Annotated in this window: 15 protein-coding genes; 10 read left to right on the forward strand and 5 right to left on the reverse strand. The window is 66.7% G+C overall.

What is annotated here, in order from left to right:
• Positions 1-5: 5 nt before the first annotated feature.
• Together AC13FN_RS08845 and AC13FN_RS08850 are read left to right on the forward strand one after the other, a co-directional pair.
• Positions 6-2,153 carry a glycosyl transferase family protein gene (locus tag AC13FN_RS08845; RefSeq protein ID WP_010481996.1) on the forward strand — a complete coding sequence of 716 codons (2,148 nt, stop codon included), beginning with the start codon at positions 6-8 and terminating at the stop codon, positions 2,151-2,153.
• Positions 2,150-4,972 (forward strand): NfrA family protein, encoded by a 2,823-nt coding sequence (locus AC13FN_RS08850; protein ID WP_482984626.1) that lies wholly within the window; start codon positions 2,150-2,152, stop codon positions 4,970-4,972. Before AC13FN_RS08845 ends, AC13FN_RS08850 begins: the two co-directional genes overlap by 4 nt.
• Here AC13FN_RS08850 and AC13FN_RS08855 read toward each other — a convergent pair.
• The 3 genes from AC13FN_RS08855 to ettA form a co-directional block, all read right to left on the reverse strand.
• On the reverse strand, positions 4,966-5,970 hold the full coding sequence (locus tag AC13FN_RS08855) for a DUF4434 domain-containing protein (RefSeq protein ID WP_482984625.1): 1,005 nt from the start codon (positions 5,968-5,970) through the stop codon (positions 4,966-4,968). The two genes, AC13FN_RS08850 and AC13FN_RS08855, sit on opposite strands and share 7 nt — an antisense overlap.
• Before the next feature lie 95 nt (positions 5,971-6,065).
• Positions 6,066-7,382 (reverse strand): NCS2 family permease, encoded by a 1,317-nt coding sequence (locus AC13FN_RS08860; RefSeq protein WP_005408048.1) that lies wholly within the window; start codon positions 7,380-7,382, stop codon positions 6,066-6,068.
• Between the two features lie 163 nt (positions 7,383-7,545).
• Positions 7,546-9,210, reverse strand: a complete 1,665-nt coding sequence (gene ettA, locus AC13FN_RS08865) for an energy-dependent translational throttle protein EttA (RefSeq protein WP_005412220.1) — start codon at positions 9,208-9,210, stop codon at positions 7,546-7,548.
• 253 nt (positions 9,211-9,463) lie between these two features.
• On the opposite strand from ettA, the gene AC13FN_RS08870 reads away from it, so the two are divergent.
• The 8 genes from AC13FN_RS08870 (at position 9,464) to ribD (ending at position 15,012) form a co-directional block, all read left to right on the forward strand.
• Positions 9,464-9,937, forward strand: a complete 474-nt coding sequence (locus tag AC13FN_RS08870) for an RcnB family protein (RefSeq protein ID WP_197578241.1) — start codon at positions 9,464-9,466, stop codon at positions 9,935-9,937.
• Between the two features lie 184 nt (positions 9,938-10,121).
• Entirely contained in the window at positions 10,122-11,375 is a 1,254-nt protein-coding gene (gene glyA, locus AC13FN_RS08875) for a serine hydroxymethyltransferase (protein WP_482984624.1), read from the forward strand.
• A gap of 67 nt (positions 11,376-11,442) precedes the next feature.
• Positions 11,443-11,862, forward strand: coding sequence for a hypothetical protein (locus AC13FN_RS08880; protein WP_099560086.1), 420 nt, complete (start codon positions 11,443-11,445; stop codon positions 11,860-11,862).
• A gap of 27 nt (positions 11,863-11,889) precedes the next feature.
• On the forward strand, positions 11,890-12,324 hold the full coding sequence (locus tag AC13FN_RS08885; RefSeq protein ID WP_478410619.1) for a hypothetical protein: 435 nt from the start codon (positions 11,890-11,892) through the stop codon (positions 12,322-12,324).
• Between the two features lie 86 nt (positions 12,325-12,410).
• Positions 12,411-12,845: a hypothetical protein gene (locus tag AC13FN_RS08890; protein ID WP_241885840.1), complete on the forward strand. Its 435-nt coding sequence runs from the start codon at positions 12,411-12,413 to the stop codon at positions 12,843-12,845.
• Positions 12,846-12,894: 49 nt separating this feature from the next.
• A complete protein-coding gene (locus tag AC13FN_RS08895) occupies positions 12,895-13,203 on the forward strand; it encodes a hypothetical protein (protein WP_482984623.1) in 309 nt (102 codons plus the stop codon).
• A gap of 36 nt (positions 13,204-13,239) precedes the next feature.
• Entirely contained in the window at positions 13,240-13,761 is a 522-nt protein-coding gene (gene nrdR / locus AC13FN_RS08900; RefSeq protein ID WP_010481984.1) for a transcriptional regulator NrdR, read from the forward strand.
• Between the two features lie 165 nt (positions 13,762-13,926).
• Complete coding sequence (gene ribD / locus AC13FN_RS08905) at positions 13,927-15,012, forward strand: bifunctional diaminohydroxyphosphoribosylaminopyrimidine deaminase/5-amino-6-(5-phosphoribosylamino)uracil reductase RibD (protein ID WP_313301794.1); 1,086 nt, start codon at positions 13,927-13,929, stop codon at positions 15,010-15,012.
• A gap of 36 nt (positions 15,013-15,048) precedes the next feature.
• Here the strand turns inward: ribD and AC13FN_RS08910 are convergent, their stop codons facing one another.
• Positions 15,049-15,717: a hypothetical protein gene (locus AC13FN_RS08910; protein ID WP_460131057.1), complete on the reverse strand. Its 669-nt coding sequence runs from the start codon at positions 15,715-15,717 to the stop codon at positions 15,049-15,051.
• Positions 15,718-15,848: 131 nt separating this feature from the next.
• The gene (locus tag AC13FN_RS08915; protein ID WP_313301785.1) at positions 15,849-16,733 is read right to left on the reverse strand and encodes a hypothetical protein; all 885 of its coding nucleotides are present in this window, start codon (positions 16,731-16,733) and stop codon (positions 15,849-15,851) included.
• Positions 16,734-16,803: the final 70 nt, after the last annotated feature.

Consider the following 16,803-nt stretch of genomic DNA (forward strand, 5'->3'; position numbering starts at 1 on the left):
TCACCGTGGACGGTCTGTTCTGGAACATCCAGCTGGCCAACTATTACGCCGCCCTGGAAACCACGGCGGCGGCGGTGGCCGTGCTGATCCTGATCTCCAGCCTCGATGACCTGTTCATCGATGTCTGGTACTGGGTGCGCGAGAGCTGGCGCGCGCTCACCATCAAGCGTCGCGAAGCGTACCGGCCGCTGACCCAGGAAGACCTGATGCAGCGGCCGCAACAGCCGCTGGCGATCATGGTGCCGGCGTGGATGGAATACGACGTCATCGCGCAGATGGTGGAGAACATGATCAACGTGCTCGACTACCGCGAGTACGTCGTGTTCGTCGGCACCTATCCCAACGACCAGCAGACCATCGATGAAGTGGAGCGCATGCGCCGCCGCTACAAGCGCCTGCGCCGCGTGGAGGTGCCGCACGACGGGCCGACCAGCAAGGCCGACTGCCTGAACTGGTTGATCCTGGCCATCTTCGATTACGAGAAGCGCCACGACATTGAATTCGCCGGCGTGATCCTGCACGACAGCGAGGACGTGCTGCACCCGATGGAACTGCGCTTCTACAACTACCTGCTGCCACGCAAGGACATGATCCAGTTGCCGGTCACCTCGCTGGACCGCGAGTGGTACGAACTGGTGGCCGGCGTCTACATGGACGAGTTCGCCGAGTGGCACGCCAAGGATCTGGTGGTACGCGAGAGCGTGTCCGGCATGGTGCCCTCCGCGGGCGTCGGTACCTGCTTCTCGCGGCGCGCGCTGCTGGCGCTGAGCGCGCAGACCGACAACCAGCCCTTCAATACCGACAGCCTCACCGAGGATTACGACGTCGGTGCGCGGCTGGCGGCGATGGGCATGCAGTCGATCTTCGCCCGCTTCCCGGTGCAGTTCCGCGTGCGCCGTCCGTCATGGTTCGGCTGGGGGCCGGTGCGCGAGCGTACCCAGCAGATGGCGCTGTGCGTGCGCGAGTACTTCCCCGACAACTTCCGTGCCTCGTACCGGCAGAAGGCGCGGTGGGTGCTGGGCATCGGCCTGCAGAGCTGGGAGTCGCTGGGCTGGCGCGGCTCGCTGGCCACCAAGTACCTGCTGGCACGCGACCGCAAGGGCATCATCACCTCGTTCGTCAGCATCATTGCGTACATCATCTTCCTGCAGCTGCTGCTGTTCTGGCTGTTGAAGATGACCGGGCTGTGGACGATGCAGTTTCCCAGCGTGTTCCAGGCCGGTACCTGGCAGATGAATGTCGCGCTGCTGACCACCGCAGCGCTGGCGACCCGGGTCGTGCAGCGCTTCTATTTCGTCAACCGGTTGTACGGCTGGGAGCATGCGTTGATGTCGATCCCGCGCATGGTGGTCGGCAACATGATCAATTTCATGGCCACCGCCCGAGCCTGGAAGGTGTTCCTGGCCTACCTGCTGTTCGGCAAGCGCATGGTCTGGGACAAGACCATGCACGACTTCCCCGATGCGGCGCAGCTGGTGCAGACCCGCAAGCAGCTGGGCGAGCTGTTGACCACCTGGCAGGCGGTGGAACCCGAACGCCTGCAGCAGGCGCTGGACCAGCAGCAGGCAGGCCGCCAGCAACCGCTGGGCCGCATCCTGCTCACCCAGGGCTGGCTGGATGACGAGACCCTGGCCGAGGCCATCGCCTTCCAGGGCGACCTGCCACGCGCGGTGATCGACGTGGATTACCTGCGTGCCTGCCAGTTCCCGGTCAGTGCCGATGCCTGCGTGCAATGGCGCATGCTGCCGCTGCCGCCGCGCCAGGAAGGCACCCTGCGGCTGGCCGTGGCCAGTCCGCTGCCCGAGGACGCCGTGGCATTGCTGAAGCAGGAAACGCGCAGCGAGCACATCGAACAGAGCATTGCCCGCGAAAGCGAGATCAACGCGGGCCTGCGCCTGATCGGTGGCGAACGGCAGTGGCACCTGGACAACGTGCCCCTGCTGGGCGACCTGCTCGTGGAAATGCGCCTGATCGATCACGCACGCTTCGAGATCGCACTGGACGACTACATGCCGCAGCGCGACGGCCGCATCGGCGACTACCTGGTCAAGCAGGGCATCACCACCGAAGAGGCCGTGGCCCAGGCCATGCAGGAGCAGCGCCGGCGTGCGGCCACGCTGCAGTCGCCGCCGCCCGGAGCCTTGCCGGCATGAAGACCACGCTGCTGTCCACCGTCATTGCCGTGGCACTGGCCACGGCCGCCGCGCCGGTGCTGGCGCAGGCCGATGCGGCACTGCCGCTGTCCGGTGCGGCCTACCGCATCGCCGAGCAGGCGTTTGCTGCCTATGAACGTGGCGATTACCCCACGGCCTACCGGCAGTCCAGCGAAGCGATCCGGCTGCGCCCGGACGTGGTGCGGCTGCGCCTGCTGCAGATCTATGCGCTGCAGAAGCTTGGTCGTGGCGAAGAAGCACAGCAGCAGGCGCGCCGTGCGCTGGACGCGGGGATGAAGGATCCGGCCTTGCCGGCGCTGGCGGCCGCTGCGCCCAGGACGACCACAGGTGCAGCGCGTAGCACAGCGGTGCCGCGTGCACCCGCAACGGTGGCCGACCGCAACAACCGGCAGGCCTACATGCTGGCAACCGAAGCCTATGCGGCCTACGACGCCGGGCAGATGGGCATCGCCGCCAGCAAGGCCGAACAGGCGTTCCGGCAGCAGCCGAAACAGGGCGCATGGGCCCTGCTGTGGGTGGCGGCGCTGGAGGCTCAGCAGCAGCCCGAACAGGCCGACGCCGCCGTCGGCACCGCGCTGCAGCTGGGCGCACCGAATGTCGAAGCGCTGCGCGCGCGGCGCGTGACACTGGGCCGCCAACGCGCGCTGCTGCAGGCACAGCAGGCCTATCAATTGCTGTCCGCAGGTGAGGATGCCGCCGCCATTGAGCAGGCGCACGCCGCCGTGGAACTGGCACCCGACGTTGCTTCATACCGGTTGCTGCTGATCACCGCGCAGCTGCAGGGCGATCAGCTGGCCGACGCTGAGCACAGTGCTGATCAGGCATTGCAGGCGGACGCCAACGATCTCAATGCCCGGGTGATGCGTGGCTACCTGCGCCAGCGCCAGGGCAGTACGCTGCGGGCCAATGAGGATTTCGATGCCGCGCTTGCCACGCCGGGATCAACCGCGCAGCAGCGCAACGTGCGACTGCTGGCAGTGGATGCGGCGCTGGCCGCAGGTGATCGGGTACGCGCAGCTGCACTGCTGGCACCGTTGCAGGCGGCGCTACCGGCAGGTGAAGGCGATGCACGGACACGGCAGCTGCTGCAGCAGGGCATCGCGCAGCGCAGCCGGGCGACCCGTGCCAGTCGCGAGCCTCCCCGCATCAGCGCCGAGGCCTACCCGGCACCGGTCCAGCACTGCCCGTCCGGGGACAGCGGCAACGTCTGCGAACTGGTGCCGGCCGACCTGCAGGGGGATGGCGGTGCCGCACAGCGTGCCTACGCTGCCTACGCGCGCCAGGATTACGCCGATGCCATCGGTGAAGCGCGGCAGGCCGTGCAACTCGCACCGGACGACGCGAACCTGCAAGGCCTGCTGACCACCACGCTGGCGGCGGGCAACCGTGACCAGCAGGACGAAGCGCGGCAGCGCCTGGATACGGCACTGGCGCAGCGTCCTGATGACGCGGGCGCACTGATGCAGCGCGGCTACCTCAACCAGAAGGCCCACGAACCGGCGCGCGCACTGGCCGACTTCCGTGCCGCCGAGGCCACCGGAAAGGCACCGAAAAGCGTAGTGCTCGACCAGGCCTACGCCAGCGCAGCCAACGGTGACCATCCGCAGGCGGTGACGCTGCTGCGTAGCGCCATTGATCGCGCCGATGCCGGCGAGCTGCCACTGGATGCGCACCAGCGCTACAACGTACGCAATGCCATCGCCAATTACTCGCGCGAGTGGGGCGTGATCACCTCGGCGGGTTTCCGCGGTGCGCGCCAGGCGGCGACCAATGTGGGCGGCGCTGCGATCAGCACGCCCGGCGATTCGGTGTTCAGCACGCTGGAAGCGTTCTGGCGGCCCCCGGCCTTCAACGACCAGCATGGCACGCTGGAACTCTACGCACGCCTGCTCAACACGCTGTACGACGAGGGCGGGACCTACGAATCGATCCGCGCGGTGGACCCGTGCACCGGCGAATCAACGCCGGATGCGCGTGCACGCGCCGAGCGCCTCAGTCACTCGCGTTCCACTACCGGCTGGCCATCCACCATCGCGTCCTTCGGCATGCGCTACGCGTTTGGCCAGACCGGTCTGAGTGCTGGCATCGAGCGCCGACAGTTCCTCGGCAGTGCAACCCGCCAGGGCGAGGTCTACCCCGAATCGGCCGCAGTGCAGTGCCGCCTGCAGCTGGCCCTGAACCGGCCACTGGAAGCCAGCACGCTGGCGCGCTACCGGCTGGCCAGTGGTTCCGGCGGCTGGATGTCCTACCTGACCTATGGCTACTACCACGGCACCGATCTGCGCACCGATGTGAACCAGTGGTGGATGGTCAGTGGCTACGCGCAGGGGGGATACACCTGGGACGACAATGGTGCCACCTTCACCCTCGACGCGCTTGATGCCAACGGCACGCCGGTGCGGCGCCTGGGCGAGACCAATGGCCGCCTGCATCGCGAACAGTGGTTCGCTGCCGGTGAACTGCGCGCCGGCCGCAGCTTCCGTTTCGGTGCAGGGCAGACGCATTGGGTGGTCACACCCTATGTCGTGGTCGGTGCCGATTGGCTGGACCAGCGCTCGCGCGTGCGCGACATCCGTTACCCGCCGTTCCCGGCGCAGTCGTTCGCGCTCAACGATACGCAGCGCAGCTGGTCACTTGGCGCAGGGCCGGGCGTGGGCGTGCGCTACTGGTTCCGCGAGGACCACTACAACACGCCGCGTTCCTACCTGGACCTGACCGTGCAGTACCGCTTGGCCATCGGCGGCGGTGATACGCAGCGCGCCAAGGGCCTGTTCGCCACCGCCATCCTCTACTACTGAGGCAGGCCCCAGCGTCGCCGCAGCGCTGCGGCCTGCGGCGTGTCCTGGGTCAGCCACGGCTCCAGCGCATAGACCAGCACGTGCTGTGCGCCGCTGTCGCGTGCCCATGCCAACTGCCGCTGGATGCGAGCGGCATCGGCCGTTTCGCCCTTGAATCCGCTGCCGTCGGCAGGGCCGTCGGGCAGTTCGCGGAACAGCTCAACGATCGCATCGAAGCCGATGCCGTGTGCGTGGAAATGATCGAGCAGCGGTTGCAGCTGCTGCACGTTGCCGGCACCGGCCACCCCCACGCCATCCTGCACCATCGGCCGCAGCGTGGCCTGTGCCAGCACCGCCTGCCACAGCGTGACCAGGTTGCCATCGGTCTGCAGGCGGCTGAAGTAACAGGAGATCGCACAGTCACCGCCGCGCGCGCTGGCGGCCTGCACCAACCCGTGCAGCCACTGCGCCAGCCATTGCTGGCGGGCCGGATCGGCCCAGTGGTACTGCTCCAGTTCGTAGGGCAGGTACCAGCCTCCGAAGGCTGGCTGCTGTGCCCAGGGTGCCTGTGCCAACCAGCTGCGTGCGTGCGCCAGGCTCTCGGCCAGGAAGGCCTGCAGTGTGGCGTCGTCCGCGGCGATGGCCTGCCACCAGCGTTGCTGGAAGGGCAGGCCAACGCGGATGCGGATGCCGTTCTCGCCGGCGGCGGTGAACAGCTGCTGCAGGCTGCCGTCGGGCAGTGACCAGTCGCCGTCGCTGCCACCGACGATGCCGGTCCACTGCAGCACCAGCTGCCGGCAGCCCAGCGTATGCGCAAGCTTCAAGGAACGCTGCCAGTCGTCCAGGCCCCACTGCAGGTGGCTGCGCCACGGTTGCAGGAAGGTGCCATCCACCTGCACCGGCAGTGAGCAGCCGGGCAGGGTGGCGAGCGTACCGGCCAATGGCGCCAGCACTGCCGCGCGCAGCAAGCGACGGCGCAACGGCGAAGACGGATCCGCGGGAAGGTCGGGCCGAGCCATGCCCGCATCATCCCAGAGCGCCGTGCGTGGCGGGTGAACCCCGCGTCCGGTAGTCACGGTCGCGGGCCGAAGCGTGCTCTGGTAGTGCCGGCCGCTTATTCCAGCGCGTAGCGCAGGGTGAACAGCACCGCCACCAGCCACACCGCCGGATGCACTTCGCGCCAACGCCCGGTACCGGCCTTCAGCGCGGCATAGGCAATGAAGCCGAACGCCAGGCCGTTGGCGATCGAGTAGGTGAACGGCATCGCCAGCGCACAGAGTGCGGCCGGCACCGATTCGGTCAGGTCGCTCCAGTCCACTTCCACCAGCTCACGCAGCATCAGGCCAGCCACGAACAGCAGTGCCGGCGCGGTGGCATAGCTGGGCACCATCGCCGCAAGCGGCGAGAACAGCAGCGCGGCCAGGAACAGCGCCGACACCACCAATGCAGTCAGGCCGGTACGGCCGCCCACCTGCACGCCCGAGGCGCTTTCGGCAAAGGCCGTGGTGCTGCTGGTGCCAAGCATCGAACCGGCCACGATCGCGGTGCTGTCGGCCAGCAGCGCGCGGCCGAAACGCTTCTGCGCGCCCGGCAGCTTCAGCAGGCCGGCGCGACCGACCACGCCGTACAGCGTGCCGGTGGCATCGAACACTTCCACCAGCACGAACACCAGCACCACCTGCAGCAGCACGGCGATGGGTGCGCCACCGTCATGGTGCAGCAGGCCCGGCAGGTCCAGCTGCAGGAAGGTGGGTGCCAGGCTCGGCGGCAACGAGACCAGGCCCTGGTACTGCACATCGCCCAATGCCCAGCCCGCACCGGTCACCGCCAGGATGCCGATCAGGATCGCACCGCGGATGCGGCGTGCTTCCAGCACCGCGATCAGCAGGAAGCCGGCCAGTGCCAGCAGCGGCGGCGCCGTGTTCAACGGGCCCAGCGCCACCAGCGTGTCTTCATTGCCGACGATCACGCCGGACTTCTGCAGCGCGATGATCGCCAGGAACAGGCCGATGCCAGCCACGATGGCCGAGCGCAGCGACGAGGGGATGCCGGACACCAGCCACGCACGCACGCCAGTCAGCGACAGCACCAGGAACACCAGGCCGGAGATGAACACCGCACCCAGTGCCTGTTGCCATGGCAGGCCAGCGGCACCGACCACGGTGAAGGCGAAGAACGCGTTCAGGCCCATGCCCGGCGCCATGCCCACCGGGAAGTTGGCGGCCAGCGCCATCACTGCCGAACCCAGTGCAGCAGCCAGGCAGGTGGCCACGAACACCGCGCCCGCGTCCATGCCGGTGGTGCCGAGGATCTCGGGGTTCACGAAGACGATGTAGGACATCGTCAGGAAGGTTGTGACACCGGCCAGCAGCTCGGTACGCACGGTGGTGCCGTGCTGCTGCAGCTGGAACAGGCGCTCGAACAGGGACATGGAGATTCTCGCGACGATAAGGTGTCACGACCAACGGTCGTGACCTACCCGAATGCAGAACGTGGGTACCGACCGTTGGTCGGTACGCCTTGAAGCGTCACCACCAACGGTGGTGACCTACCGAAAGGAGAAAGGCCGCGCGAGCGCGGCCTTTCCGGTTGCCTTATTTCAGCGCCTTGAAGCGCAGGCGCTTCGGCGCAGCGTCGTCGCCCATGCGGCGGCGCTTGTCTTCTTCGTACTCGCGGTAGTTGCCCTGGAAGAACTCCACGTGCGAGTCGCCTTCGAACGCCAGGATGTGGGTCGCGATGCGATCCAGGAACCAGCGGTCATGCGAGATGACGAAGGTGTTGCCGGGGAACTCCAGCAGCGCATCTTCCAGCGCACGCAGGGTTTCGATGTCCAGATCGTTGGACGGTTCGTCGAGCAGCAGCACGTTGCCACCCTGCAGCAGGGTCTTGGCCATGTGCAGGCGGCCACGCTCACCACCGGACAGCGAACCGACCATCTTCTGCTGGTCCTGGCCCTTGAAGTTGAAGCGGCCGATGTAGGCGCGCGACTGGATCTCGATGCCGTTGATGTTGAGGATGTCCAGGCCGCCCGCGATTTCCTGGAAGACGTTGTGGTTGCCCTCCAGTGCGTCGCGGCTCTGGTCCACGTAGGACAGCTTCACGGTCGGGCCGACCACGATCTCGCCGGTATCCGGCTTTTCCTGGCCGGTGATCATCTTGAACAGGGTCGACTTACCGGCACCGTTCGGGCCGATGATGCCGACGATGGCGCCGGCAGGCACCAGGAAGCTCAGGTTGTCGAACAGCAGGCGGTCGCCGAACTTCTTGGAGACGTTCTTGAACTCCATCACCGCATTGCCCAGGCGCTCGCCCGGCGGGATGAAGATTTCATTGGTCTCGTTGCGCTTCTGGTAATCGACCGACTGCAGTTCTTCCAGGCGGGCCAGACGGGCCTTGCCCTTGGTGCGGCCACCCTTGGCGTTCTGGCGCGACCACTCCAGTTCCTTCTGGATCGCCTTCTGGCGGGCCTTTTCCTGGTTGTCTTCCTGCTTCAGGCGCTCATCCTTCTGGGTCAGCCAGTCGGTGTAGTTGCCCTTCCACGGAATGCCGCGGCCGCGGTCCAGTTCCAGGATCCACTCGGCGGCGTTGTCCAGGAAGTAGCGATCGTGGGTGACCGCCACCACGGTGCCGGTGTAGCGCGCCAGGAACTGTTCCAGCCATTCCACCGACTCGGCGTCGAGGTGGTTGGTCGGTTCGTCGAGCAGCAGCATGTCCGGCTTCTGCAGCAGCAGGCGGCACAGGGCCACGCGGCGCTTTTCACCACCGGACAGCTTGCCGACCACGGCATCCCACGGCGGCAGGCGCAGCGCATCGGCGGCCACGTCCAGCTGGTTTTCCAGCGTGTGCGCGTCGCCGGCGGCGAGGATCGCCTCCAGGCGCTCCTGTTCCTTGGCCAGCGCGTCGAAGTCGGCGCCTTCCTCGGCGTAGGCCAGGTACACCGCGTCCAGCGCGGCCTGGGCCTGCAGCACTTCGCCCACGCCTTCCTCGACCGCTTCACGCACGGTCTTGGTCGGGTCCAGCTCCGGTTCCTGCGCCAGGTAGCCGACCTTGATGCCCGGCTGCGGGCGGGCTTCGCCCTCGAAATCGGTGTCCACGCCGGCCATGATCTTCAGCACGGTGGACTTGCCGGCGCCGTTCAGGCCCAGCAGGCCGATCTTCGCGCCCGGGAAGAAGGACAGCGAGATGTCCTTGATGATCTGCCGCTTGGGCGGGACCACCTTGGACACGCGGTTCATGGTGTAGATGTATTGCGAGGACATGCGGTCTCCGTAGGCGCGGCCCTGCGCCCGGTCCGTCACGGGAAGATCCCGTTGCGGCAGCGGGCACAGACTGAAATGGAATACCGCCAATTATAGCCGGAACCGGTTCCGGGCCGCGCCCGGGGAAGGGCGCCGGGCTGGCCGTGGCCTGAATACTGCGTCACAGTCCTGCAGCGGGAAGCGTTTCCAGCCGGAAACGGTTCAGATCGTATGCGCAATATGGGCTCACCACCCACCCAAGCAGAGGTCTGACATGCGCATCAATCGAGTAATGGCCAGCGCCGTGGCCTCTGTGCTGGCGCTGGGCGCCGTGGCCCCGGCATTCGCCGACAACGATCATCGCCGCGACCACGACCGCCGCGAGTGGCGCGAGGATCGCCGTGAGTGGCGCCACGACCGCCGTGACTGGGAGCGCGACCGCCGCGAGGCCCGGCGCGACTACCGCCAGGATCGCCGCGAGTGGCACCGCGACCATGACCGCTACTACCGCCCGGCGCCGCCGCGTGTGGTGTACCGCCCGGCCTATGGCCCGGGCTATGGCTGGAAGGTCGGCCATCGCTACCGCGACTACTACCGCGGCCCGATCTATGTGGTGAACGACTACCCGCGCTATCACCTGCGTCGCCCGCCCTACGGGCACCACTGGATCCGCGATGACCGCGGCAACATGCTGCTGGTTGCCATCGCCACCGGTGTGATCGCCCAGTACGTGCTCAGCAACCGCTGAGTCGGCGGTCATATCCGCGCAAGGCGTGGATCTACTGGCACGGCGGGGCAGCGCAATCGAAACCATACGGGGCCGGATTCCTTCGGGGATGCCGGCCCCGTCCGTTTCGGCCCCAGCAGGCCGGTGCGGGGCTACAATCGGGGGCTGAGCCGTACCCCCTTTTCCCTGCCTGCTGGAGTACCCGATGTTCCCGCGTGACGTCCGCATCGAATCCTACGATCCCGAACTGGCCAAGGCCATCGCCGCTGAAACCCAGCGCCAGGAAGACCACGTCGAGCTGATCGCCAGCGAGAACTACACCAGCCCGGCGGTGATGGAAGCGCAGGGCAGCCAGCTGACCAACAAGTACGCCGAAGGCTACCCGGGCAAGCGCTACTACGGTGGCTGCGAATACGTGGACATCGCCGAGCAGCTGGCGATCGACCGCCTCAAGCAGCTGTTCGGCGCCGACTACGCCAACGTGCAGCCGCACAGCGGCTCGCAGGCCAACCAGGCGGTGTACTTCGCCCTGCTGCAGCCGGGTGACACCATCCTCGGCATGAGCCTGGCCCATGGCGGCCACCTCACCCACGGTGCCAAGGTCAACGCCTCGGGCAAGCTGTTCAACGCCGTGCAGTACGGCGTGAACGACCAGGGCCTGATCGATTACGACGAAGTCGAGCGCCTGGCCCTGGAGCACAAGCCGAAGATGGTCGTGGCCGGCTTCTCGGCCTATTCGCAGGTGATCGACTGGGCGCGCTTCCGCGCCATCGCCGACAAGGTCGGTGCCTACCTGTTCGTCGACATGGCCCACGTTGCCGGCCTGGTTGCCGCTGGCGTCTACCCGAGCCCGCTGGAACACGCGCACGTGGTCACCTCGACCACCCACAAGACCCTGCGCGGCCCACGCGGCGGCATCATCGTCGCCAAGGGCGCCGACGAAGACCTGGTCAAGAAGCTGCAGTCGATCGTGTTCCCGGGCATCCAGGGCGGTCCGCTGATGCACGTCATCGCCGGCAAGGCCGTGGCCTTCAAGGAAGCGCTGGAACCGGGCTTCAAGGCCTACCAGCAGCAGGTGGTGAAGAACGCCCAGGCGATGGCCAACACGCTGATCGCGCGCGGCTACAAGATCGTCTCCGGCGGCACCCAGAACCACCTGATGCTGGTCGACATGATCGGCAAGGACGTGTCCGGCAAGGACGCGGAAGCCGCGCTGGGCAAGGCCCACATCACCGTCAACAAAAACTCGGTGCCGAACGACCCGCGTTCGCCGTTCGTGACCTCGGGCCTGCGCCTGGGTACCCCGGCGGTGACCACCCGTGGTTACGTTGAACAGGACTGCATGGACCTGGCCAACTGGATCGCCGACGTGCTCGACGCGCCGAACGATGACGCCGTGATCGCCCGCGTGCGTGATGCCGTCAGCGCGCAGTGCCGCAAGTATCCGGTCTACGGCTGATCGGGGAGTGGGGGCGGATCCCTTCCCACAGGGAAGGGCTCTGACCCCGGCATTGGAGCAACCGCGCATGGATGAGCGCCACCTCAAGTATCTGTACACCGCGCTGGCGGTGCTGTTTGGCCTGCCCAGCCTGGCGATGGGCGGCGCGGCAGCGACCATGCTGCTGCTGATGGGGCTGGGACAGTTCGGTCATGGCACGCTGGCCTCGGTGACGGTGATGCCGCTGTGGGGCCTGGCCGGCATTGCCGGCTGCCTGGCCTGGCTGTGGCTCAGCGCGGGTTTCCTGATGCAGGGGCGTGCCGGGCTGCACGTGCACCGCCTCTGGTGGTGGATGCTGCTGGCGGGCGGTCTCGCCGCCTTGCCCCCGCTGGGACTGGCGCTGTGGTGGGGCATCACCGTGCACGCCGAAGGCATCACCCTGTTGCTGTTGGGCCCGTCGATGCTGGTGCCGGCTGCGATGCTGGTGTGGATCAAACGCCGCGCATGACGTGGCCCATGGAAGGAAATCGAACGCATGGATGAGCGTCTGCACAAACGCTGGATGGCGATCGCCGGCCTGCTGGTAGGCCTGCCCACTGCGGCGGCAGGCGGCACGGGTGCCGTGCTGGGGCTGATGGTCGTATGGGATGGTAAGTACCTGACAGGCGACGAGCACACACTGTTGCTGCTGTGGTCGACCGCCGGAATCATCGGCCTGCTGTCGTGGTTGTGGCTGAGCGGCCTGTTCCTGTGGCGTGGCCTTGCCGGCCTGCGCGATTCCCCGGTTGTCGCCTGGGTGGGGCTGGCGCTGGGTGCCCTGGCCGCATTGGGCGTGGTTGCCGCCACGCTGTACTACACCTTCAAGCACGGGGAGATCTCGACATTGGCCTTCCTCGGCTTTGGCCCACCGCTGCTGGTGATGGCAGGGCACCTGGTGTGGTTGCGCTGGGGCGCGACCGACGCTGTGTGACTGGTGGTTGGAAGTTTCAGATAAATTGCATGGTGTGCTGCAGGCGTCAGGACTAGGGTCTTCCGAACTACTGAAAGGAGCCCCCGATGCAATCCTGGCGCCGCCGCCACGGCCTCTACCTGCTTCTCCACAGCCTTCTTTTTTCCATCCCCTGCGCGTTGGCTGGCCTGTTGGGTTCGCTGCTGTTTCTATGGGTATGGGCACACGGCGGTGACAACAGCGCACTTCTTGCATTGCTTGCGATGTGGGGTCTGCTCTCTGTGACGGCGATCCCGCTTGTTTTCCAGCTGGCAAACACGTGGCAGATGCGCGGACCGGATGGATTGAAACCCGCCGCGCGAGTTCTGGGGACGCTGCTTCTAGTGTCAGCTGCTCAGGCTGTGTCCGCGTTGGTGATAACAGTTTCAAGTTTTGGAGTGGATCCGATACTACTGATACTGGCAATCGGTTGGGGGGCTCCCTGGATCAGCCTTGCCTGCCACTTCCGATGGCTGTCGAAATCCAGCGGGCCAGTGAAGTAAAGCGGAGTTTGCTGGTTGGTCTATTCTCAAGTGCTGTTGCGACTCTGTCATGACCGTGCCAGCAGGTATTCCGCTGAGCCAGGCGTTCCGATTCGCCTTCGGCGTGGTCGCCGTCATGCTGTACTTCACCTTCAAGCAAGGTGAGATATCGATGCCGGCGTTCCTTGGGCTTGGGCCGCCGTTGCTGGTCATGGCGGGGCACTTGGTGTGGCTGCGCTGGGGGCAGACCGTCCCTGACGTCGGCAGGACCGGCTCAGCGTCCCGCCGCGAGCGCTACAGGCGCGCTGTGCAGGCACTTCCGCGCAGACAGCATTTGCTGCGGGGCCCTTTCTCAGGTACCTTTGCGACGCTGCCATGACCGTGGCAATAGGTACTTCCCTGACCCAGGCGTTCCATGCATTGCCCCTTCTGCCAACATGCCGATACCCGGGTCATCGACTCGCGCGTCTCCGAAGACGGCGCGACGATCCGTCGTCGGCGTGAATGCGAAGCCTGTGGCGAGCGCTTCAGCACCCTGGAAACGGTTGAACTGAAGCTGCCGGCCATCGTCAAGAGCGATGGCACCCGCGAGGCGTTCGACCAGCGCAAGGTCCGCGCTGGCTTCGACCGCGCGCTGCAGAAGCGTGCGGTGGCCGAAGACAAGATCGAAGCGGCGGTACGCGCCGTGGTCCACCAGCTGCGCATCAGCGGAGAGCGCGAAGTGCCTTCGATCAAGGTCGGCGAGTTCGTCATGAACGAACTGCGCAAGCTCGACCACGTCGGCTATGTGCGCTTCGCATCGGTCTACCGTAGCTTCGAGGACGTGGCCGATTTCCGCGAGGAGATCGAGAAGCTGGAACGCGACCTGCCGTCCAGTACCGAACAGCTGCAGCTGCTGGGCGACGTGATTGCCCTGACCAAGAAGAAGAAGGGCTGACCGCCTCTTCCCTGGTAGATGCCAACCTTGGTTGGCACCGATGGCCGCATCCACTGGTGGGTGCTGCCCATCCACGCATGGCCTGGATCTCCTTTGCTCTGGTGGGTGCCAACCTTGGTTGGCACTGATGGCATGGATGCACACCGGCGGCGTTACCATGGCCGCATGACCACCCCGTTCTCCGTCCTCGACCACCTGCACATGGCCAACGCACTGCGCCTGGCCGAGCGTGCCGCCTACACCACCCGCCCCAACCCGATGGTCGGCTGCGTGATCGCCCATGGCGAACGCGTGGTCGGGCAGGGCTGGCACCAGCGCGCCGGTGGCCCGCATGCTGAAGTGTTCGCGCTGCGCGAGGCCGGCAGCGAGGCCCGCGGTGCCACTGCCTACGTCACCCTGGAACCCTGCGCGCACTACGGGCGCACGCCGCCCTGCGCGCTGGCACTGATCGAGGCGGGCGTGTCGCGTGTGGTCGCGGCGATGCGCGATCCGTTCCCCAAGGTCGATGGCGGTGGCTTCGATCTACTGCGCAATGCCGGCATCGACGTCGCCGAAGGGCTGATGGCGGCACAGGCGCGCGAGCTCAACAAGGGTTACCTGTCGCGCGTGGAGCGCAACCGCCCGTGGCTGCGGGTGAAGCTGGCGGCCAGCCTCGATGGCCGTACCGCAATGGCCGATGGCAGCTCCAAGTGGATCACCGGTGCGGCCGCGCGCGAAGACGTGCAGCACTGGCGCGCACGTGCGGGTGCGATCCTGACCGGCGCCGACACCGTGATTGCCGACGACCCGATGCTGACCGTGCGCCTGGCCGATACCGAGGTGATGCCACCGCTGCGCGTGGTGCTCGATTCACGCCTGCGCTCGCTGGAGTGCAGCCGCGTGCGCGAGGGTGGGGCGCCGACGTTGTACCTGCATGACGCAGCAGTAAGCGCACCGGATGCGGCCGACGCCGAATTTGCCAGCGTGCCCTGCGTTGATGGGCGGTTGGACCTGGGCGCGGTGCTGGCCCTGCTGGCCGAGCGTGGCATCAACGAAGTGCATACCGAAGCCGGCGCGACGCTGGCCGGTGCCTTGCTGCGCGGCGGCTGGGTGGACGAGCTGCTGCTGTATCAGGCGCCCACGCTGCTGGGCGACAGCGGTCGTCCGCTGCTGGCCGGTCTCGGCATCGAGGCGATGGACCAGCAACGCCGCCTGCGTGTGGTCGACCAGCGGCAGGTGGGCGAAGACATCAGGTTGCTGCTGCGGGCATAACGGGCTTACGTAGTGCAGGGTTGAGCCCGACGGACTTCAAGCGTCATCACACAGCTCATCTTCCTGCGGCAGCAGCGGTTCACCCAGCCACAACTCGATCGGCAGCAATCGCCACAGGATTGTCTGGTAGAGCTGATGCACGCGCTCGGCATGGGCGAACGCATGGCGCGCCTGGTACCACCCGGTGACCCGACTGCAATGTGGTACATCGGGTCCGTCGCGCAGCACCGCCGCCCAACGCAGGAAGAGCGTATCGATGCGTGCCTGGCGCCCTGCTTCAGGTGCGGCCCGCAACGCCAGATACTCCTGCCGGAGGGGTTCCACGTCGGGATGCTGGCAGACCAGTGGGTACAGGCCGATCTCCGGCGATCCCGACGGCACGAACTCCCGGGCAGCGCAGCTGACCCTCGGCAGTCGCATTGCCAGTGCCTGTACAAAGGCCTGCGTGGCAGCCGGGGAAGGCGCAGTAGAACCCTGCCGCGCGAGTGCCGCAGGCACATCGTCCACAAGCAACTGCCACTCCAGGGCAACGGCAGGCTCGTATCCCTCTCCCTGCTCGCGCAGTATCTGCCGGGCCGCGCCATCGTCGTGCAGCAGCACCTGTGCCTGCAGCGTGTATTCGGCCTGCGGCGAAAGATCGGCTGGCGCGGAGGCTACCGCCCAGAGCGGCAGGCCCAGCAGCAGGATGAAGACGGGTTTCAGCATGGCGGCACACGGGCAATTCAGGAGGGCCCCGAGGATCAGGGGCGTTCCTTGCACGGGTCCATGCAACTTGTCTGAAAATGTGCAGCGTTGCGGGCGTCGCCGGGCATGGCCCGGCGCTACCGTTTACCCCCTCACGCGCACTCGTCGGTCCACATCATCTCGGCGATCGGGCGCAGTGCCTTGCACTCCTGCGTCATTTCCTCGGCCGACTGCACCTGCGCCTTGGCCTTCAGTTCCTCGGCCATCGCATCCACGCCGCTGATCTGGTCCGGCGCGATCTTCGCCACGCAGGCGCGGTGCTGCTGCAGCAGCAGGTCGCAGCCCGGTATGCCGGTCACCTTCGGCGCGCTGGCCGCCTGTGCATCCTGCATCCAGTCCTCGAACGGCGCCAGCGCACCGGCTACGGTGCCCACCAGATCATCGAAATTACCGCTGTACCAGTAGCCGTTGTCCTTGGCCGGGTACAGGGTGAAAGTGCCGCTGACCGGCACGCGCACGCCACTCTGCAGTGCCTGGGTGTAGGCATCGGTGAACTGCTTGCGCGCGGCCGGGCTGGCGTCAGACGCAAGGCTCGCGGCGAACAGCGGGCGGACCTTGCCCAAGTCGGGCAGCTGGCAGCTGTAGGTGATCCGCGCCAGCTTCTGGTCTTCAACGTATTCGTTGTCTTCGACCACGCTCTTGGTCGCGCGGCACTTCGAATCACGCAGCGCCTTGGCATACAGCGCTTCGGTGGCCGCGGCGTCTGACTTGGCGCCGGTGCTGGCCAGTACCGTCTGCCAGGGTTCGGCCAATGCCTTGGCCAGCGCACCCGGGTTGGGGGTCACGGCGTCCTGGCCTTCGAACGCCGGCTTCAGTGCGTCGTTGAGCGTGCGCGTGGCGGCCGCATCGTCTTCCAGCAGCACGCGTGCGTACAGGTCGAAGGCCTGCTCGGGCGTCAGTTGGGCCGGTGCAGCGCTGGCAAACAGCGGGGCGCACAGCAGCACGCTGGCCAGAAGGGTACGGGTGGGGGTCTTCATGACGGTGTATTCCTGTTCCAGAGGCGCGCAAGCCTAGCGCATCTGCCTGCACTTTCGATGGCGCCACGCG

Source organism: Stenotrophomonas sp. 115C5 (assembly GCF_056861055.1).

What these genes read in the sequence shown, in the direction of transcription:
- AC13FN_RS08855 (WP_482984625.1), bottom strand. Translation starts at nt 5,970, where the DNA reads ATGGCTCGGCCCGACCTTCCCGCGGATCCGTCTTCGCCGTTGCGCCGT.
- AC13FN_RS08910 (WP_460131057.1), bottom strand. Translation starts at nt 15,717, where the DNA reads ATGCTGAAACCCGTCTTCATCCTGCTGCTGGGCCTGCCGCTCTGGGCG.
- nrdR (WP_010481984.1), top strand. Translation starts at nt 13,240, where the DNA reads ATGCATTGCCCCTTCTGCCAACATGCCGATACCCGGGTCATCGACTCG.
- glyA (WP_482984624.1), top strand. Translation starts at nt 10,122, where the DNA reads ATGTTCCCGCGTGACGTCCGCATCGAATCCTACGATCCCGAACTGGCC.
- AC13FN_RS08870 (WP_197578241.1), top strand. Translation starts at nt 9,464, where the DNA reads ATGCGCATCAATCGAGTAATGGCCAGCGCCGTGGCCTCTGTGCTGGCG.
- AC13FN_RS08890 (WP_241885840.1), top strand. Translation starts at nt 12,411, where the DNA reads ATGCAATCCTGGCGCCGCCGCCACGGCCTCTACCTGCTTCTCCACAGC.
- AC13FN_RS08860 (WP_005408048.1), bottom strand. Translation starts at nt 7,382, where the DNA reads ATGTCCCTGTTCGAGCGCCTGTTCCAGCTGCAGCAGCACGGCACCACC.
- AC13FN_RS08850 (WP_482984626.1), top strand. Translation starts at nt 2,150, where the DNA reads ATGAAGACCACGCTGCTGTCCACCGTCATTGCCGTGGCACTGGCCACG.
- AC13FN_RS08895 (WP_482984623.1), top strand. Translation starts at nt 12,895, where the DNA reads ATGACCGTGCCAGCAGGTATTCCGCTGAGCCAGGCGTTCCGATTCGCC.
- AC13FN_RS08885 (WP_478410619.1), top strand. Translation starts at nt 11,890, where the DNA reads ATGGATGAGCGTCTGCACAAACGCTGGATGGCGATCGCCGGCCTGCTG.
- ribD (WP_313301794.1), top strand. Translation starts at nt 13,927, where the DNA reads ATGACCACCCCGTTCTCCGTCCTCGACCACCTGCACATGGCCAACGCA.
- AC13FN_RS08915 (WP_313301785.1), bottom strand. Translation starts at nt 16,733, where the DNA reads ATGAAGACCCCCACCCGTACCCTTCTGGCCAGCGTGCTGCTGTGCGCC.
- AC13FN_RS08880 (WP_099560086.1), top strand. Translation starts at nt 11,443, where the DNA reads ATGGATGAGCGCCACCTCAAGTATCTGTACACCGCGCTGGCGGTGCTG.
- ettA (WP_005412220.1), bottom strand. Translation starts at nt 9,210, where the DNA reads ATGTCCTCGCAATACATCTACACCATGAACCGCGTGTCCAAGGTGGTC.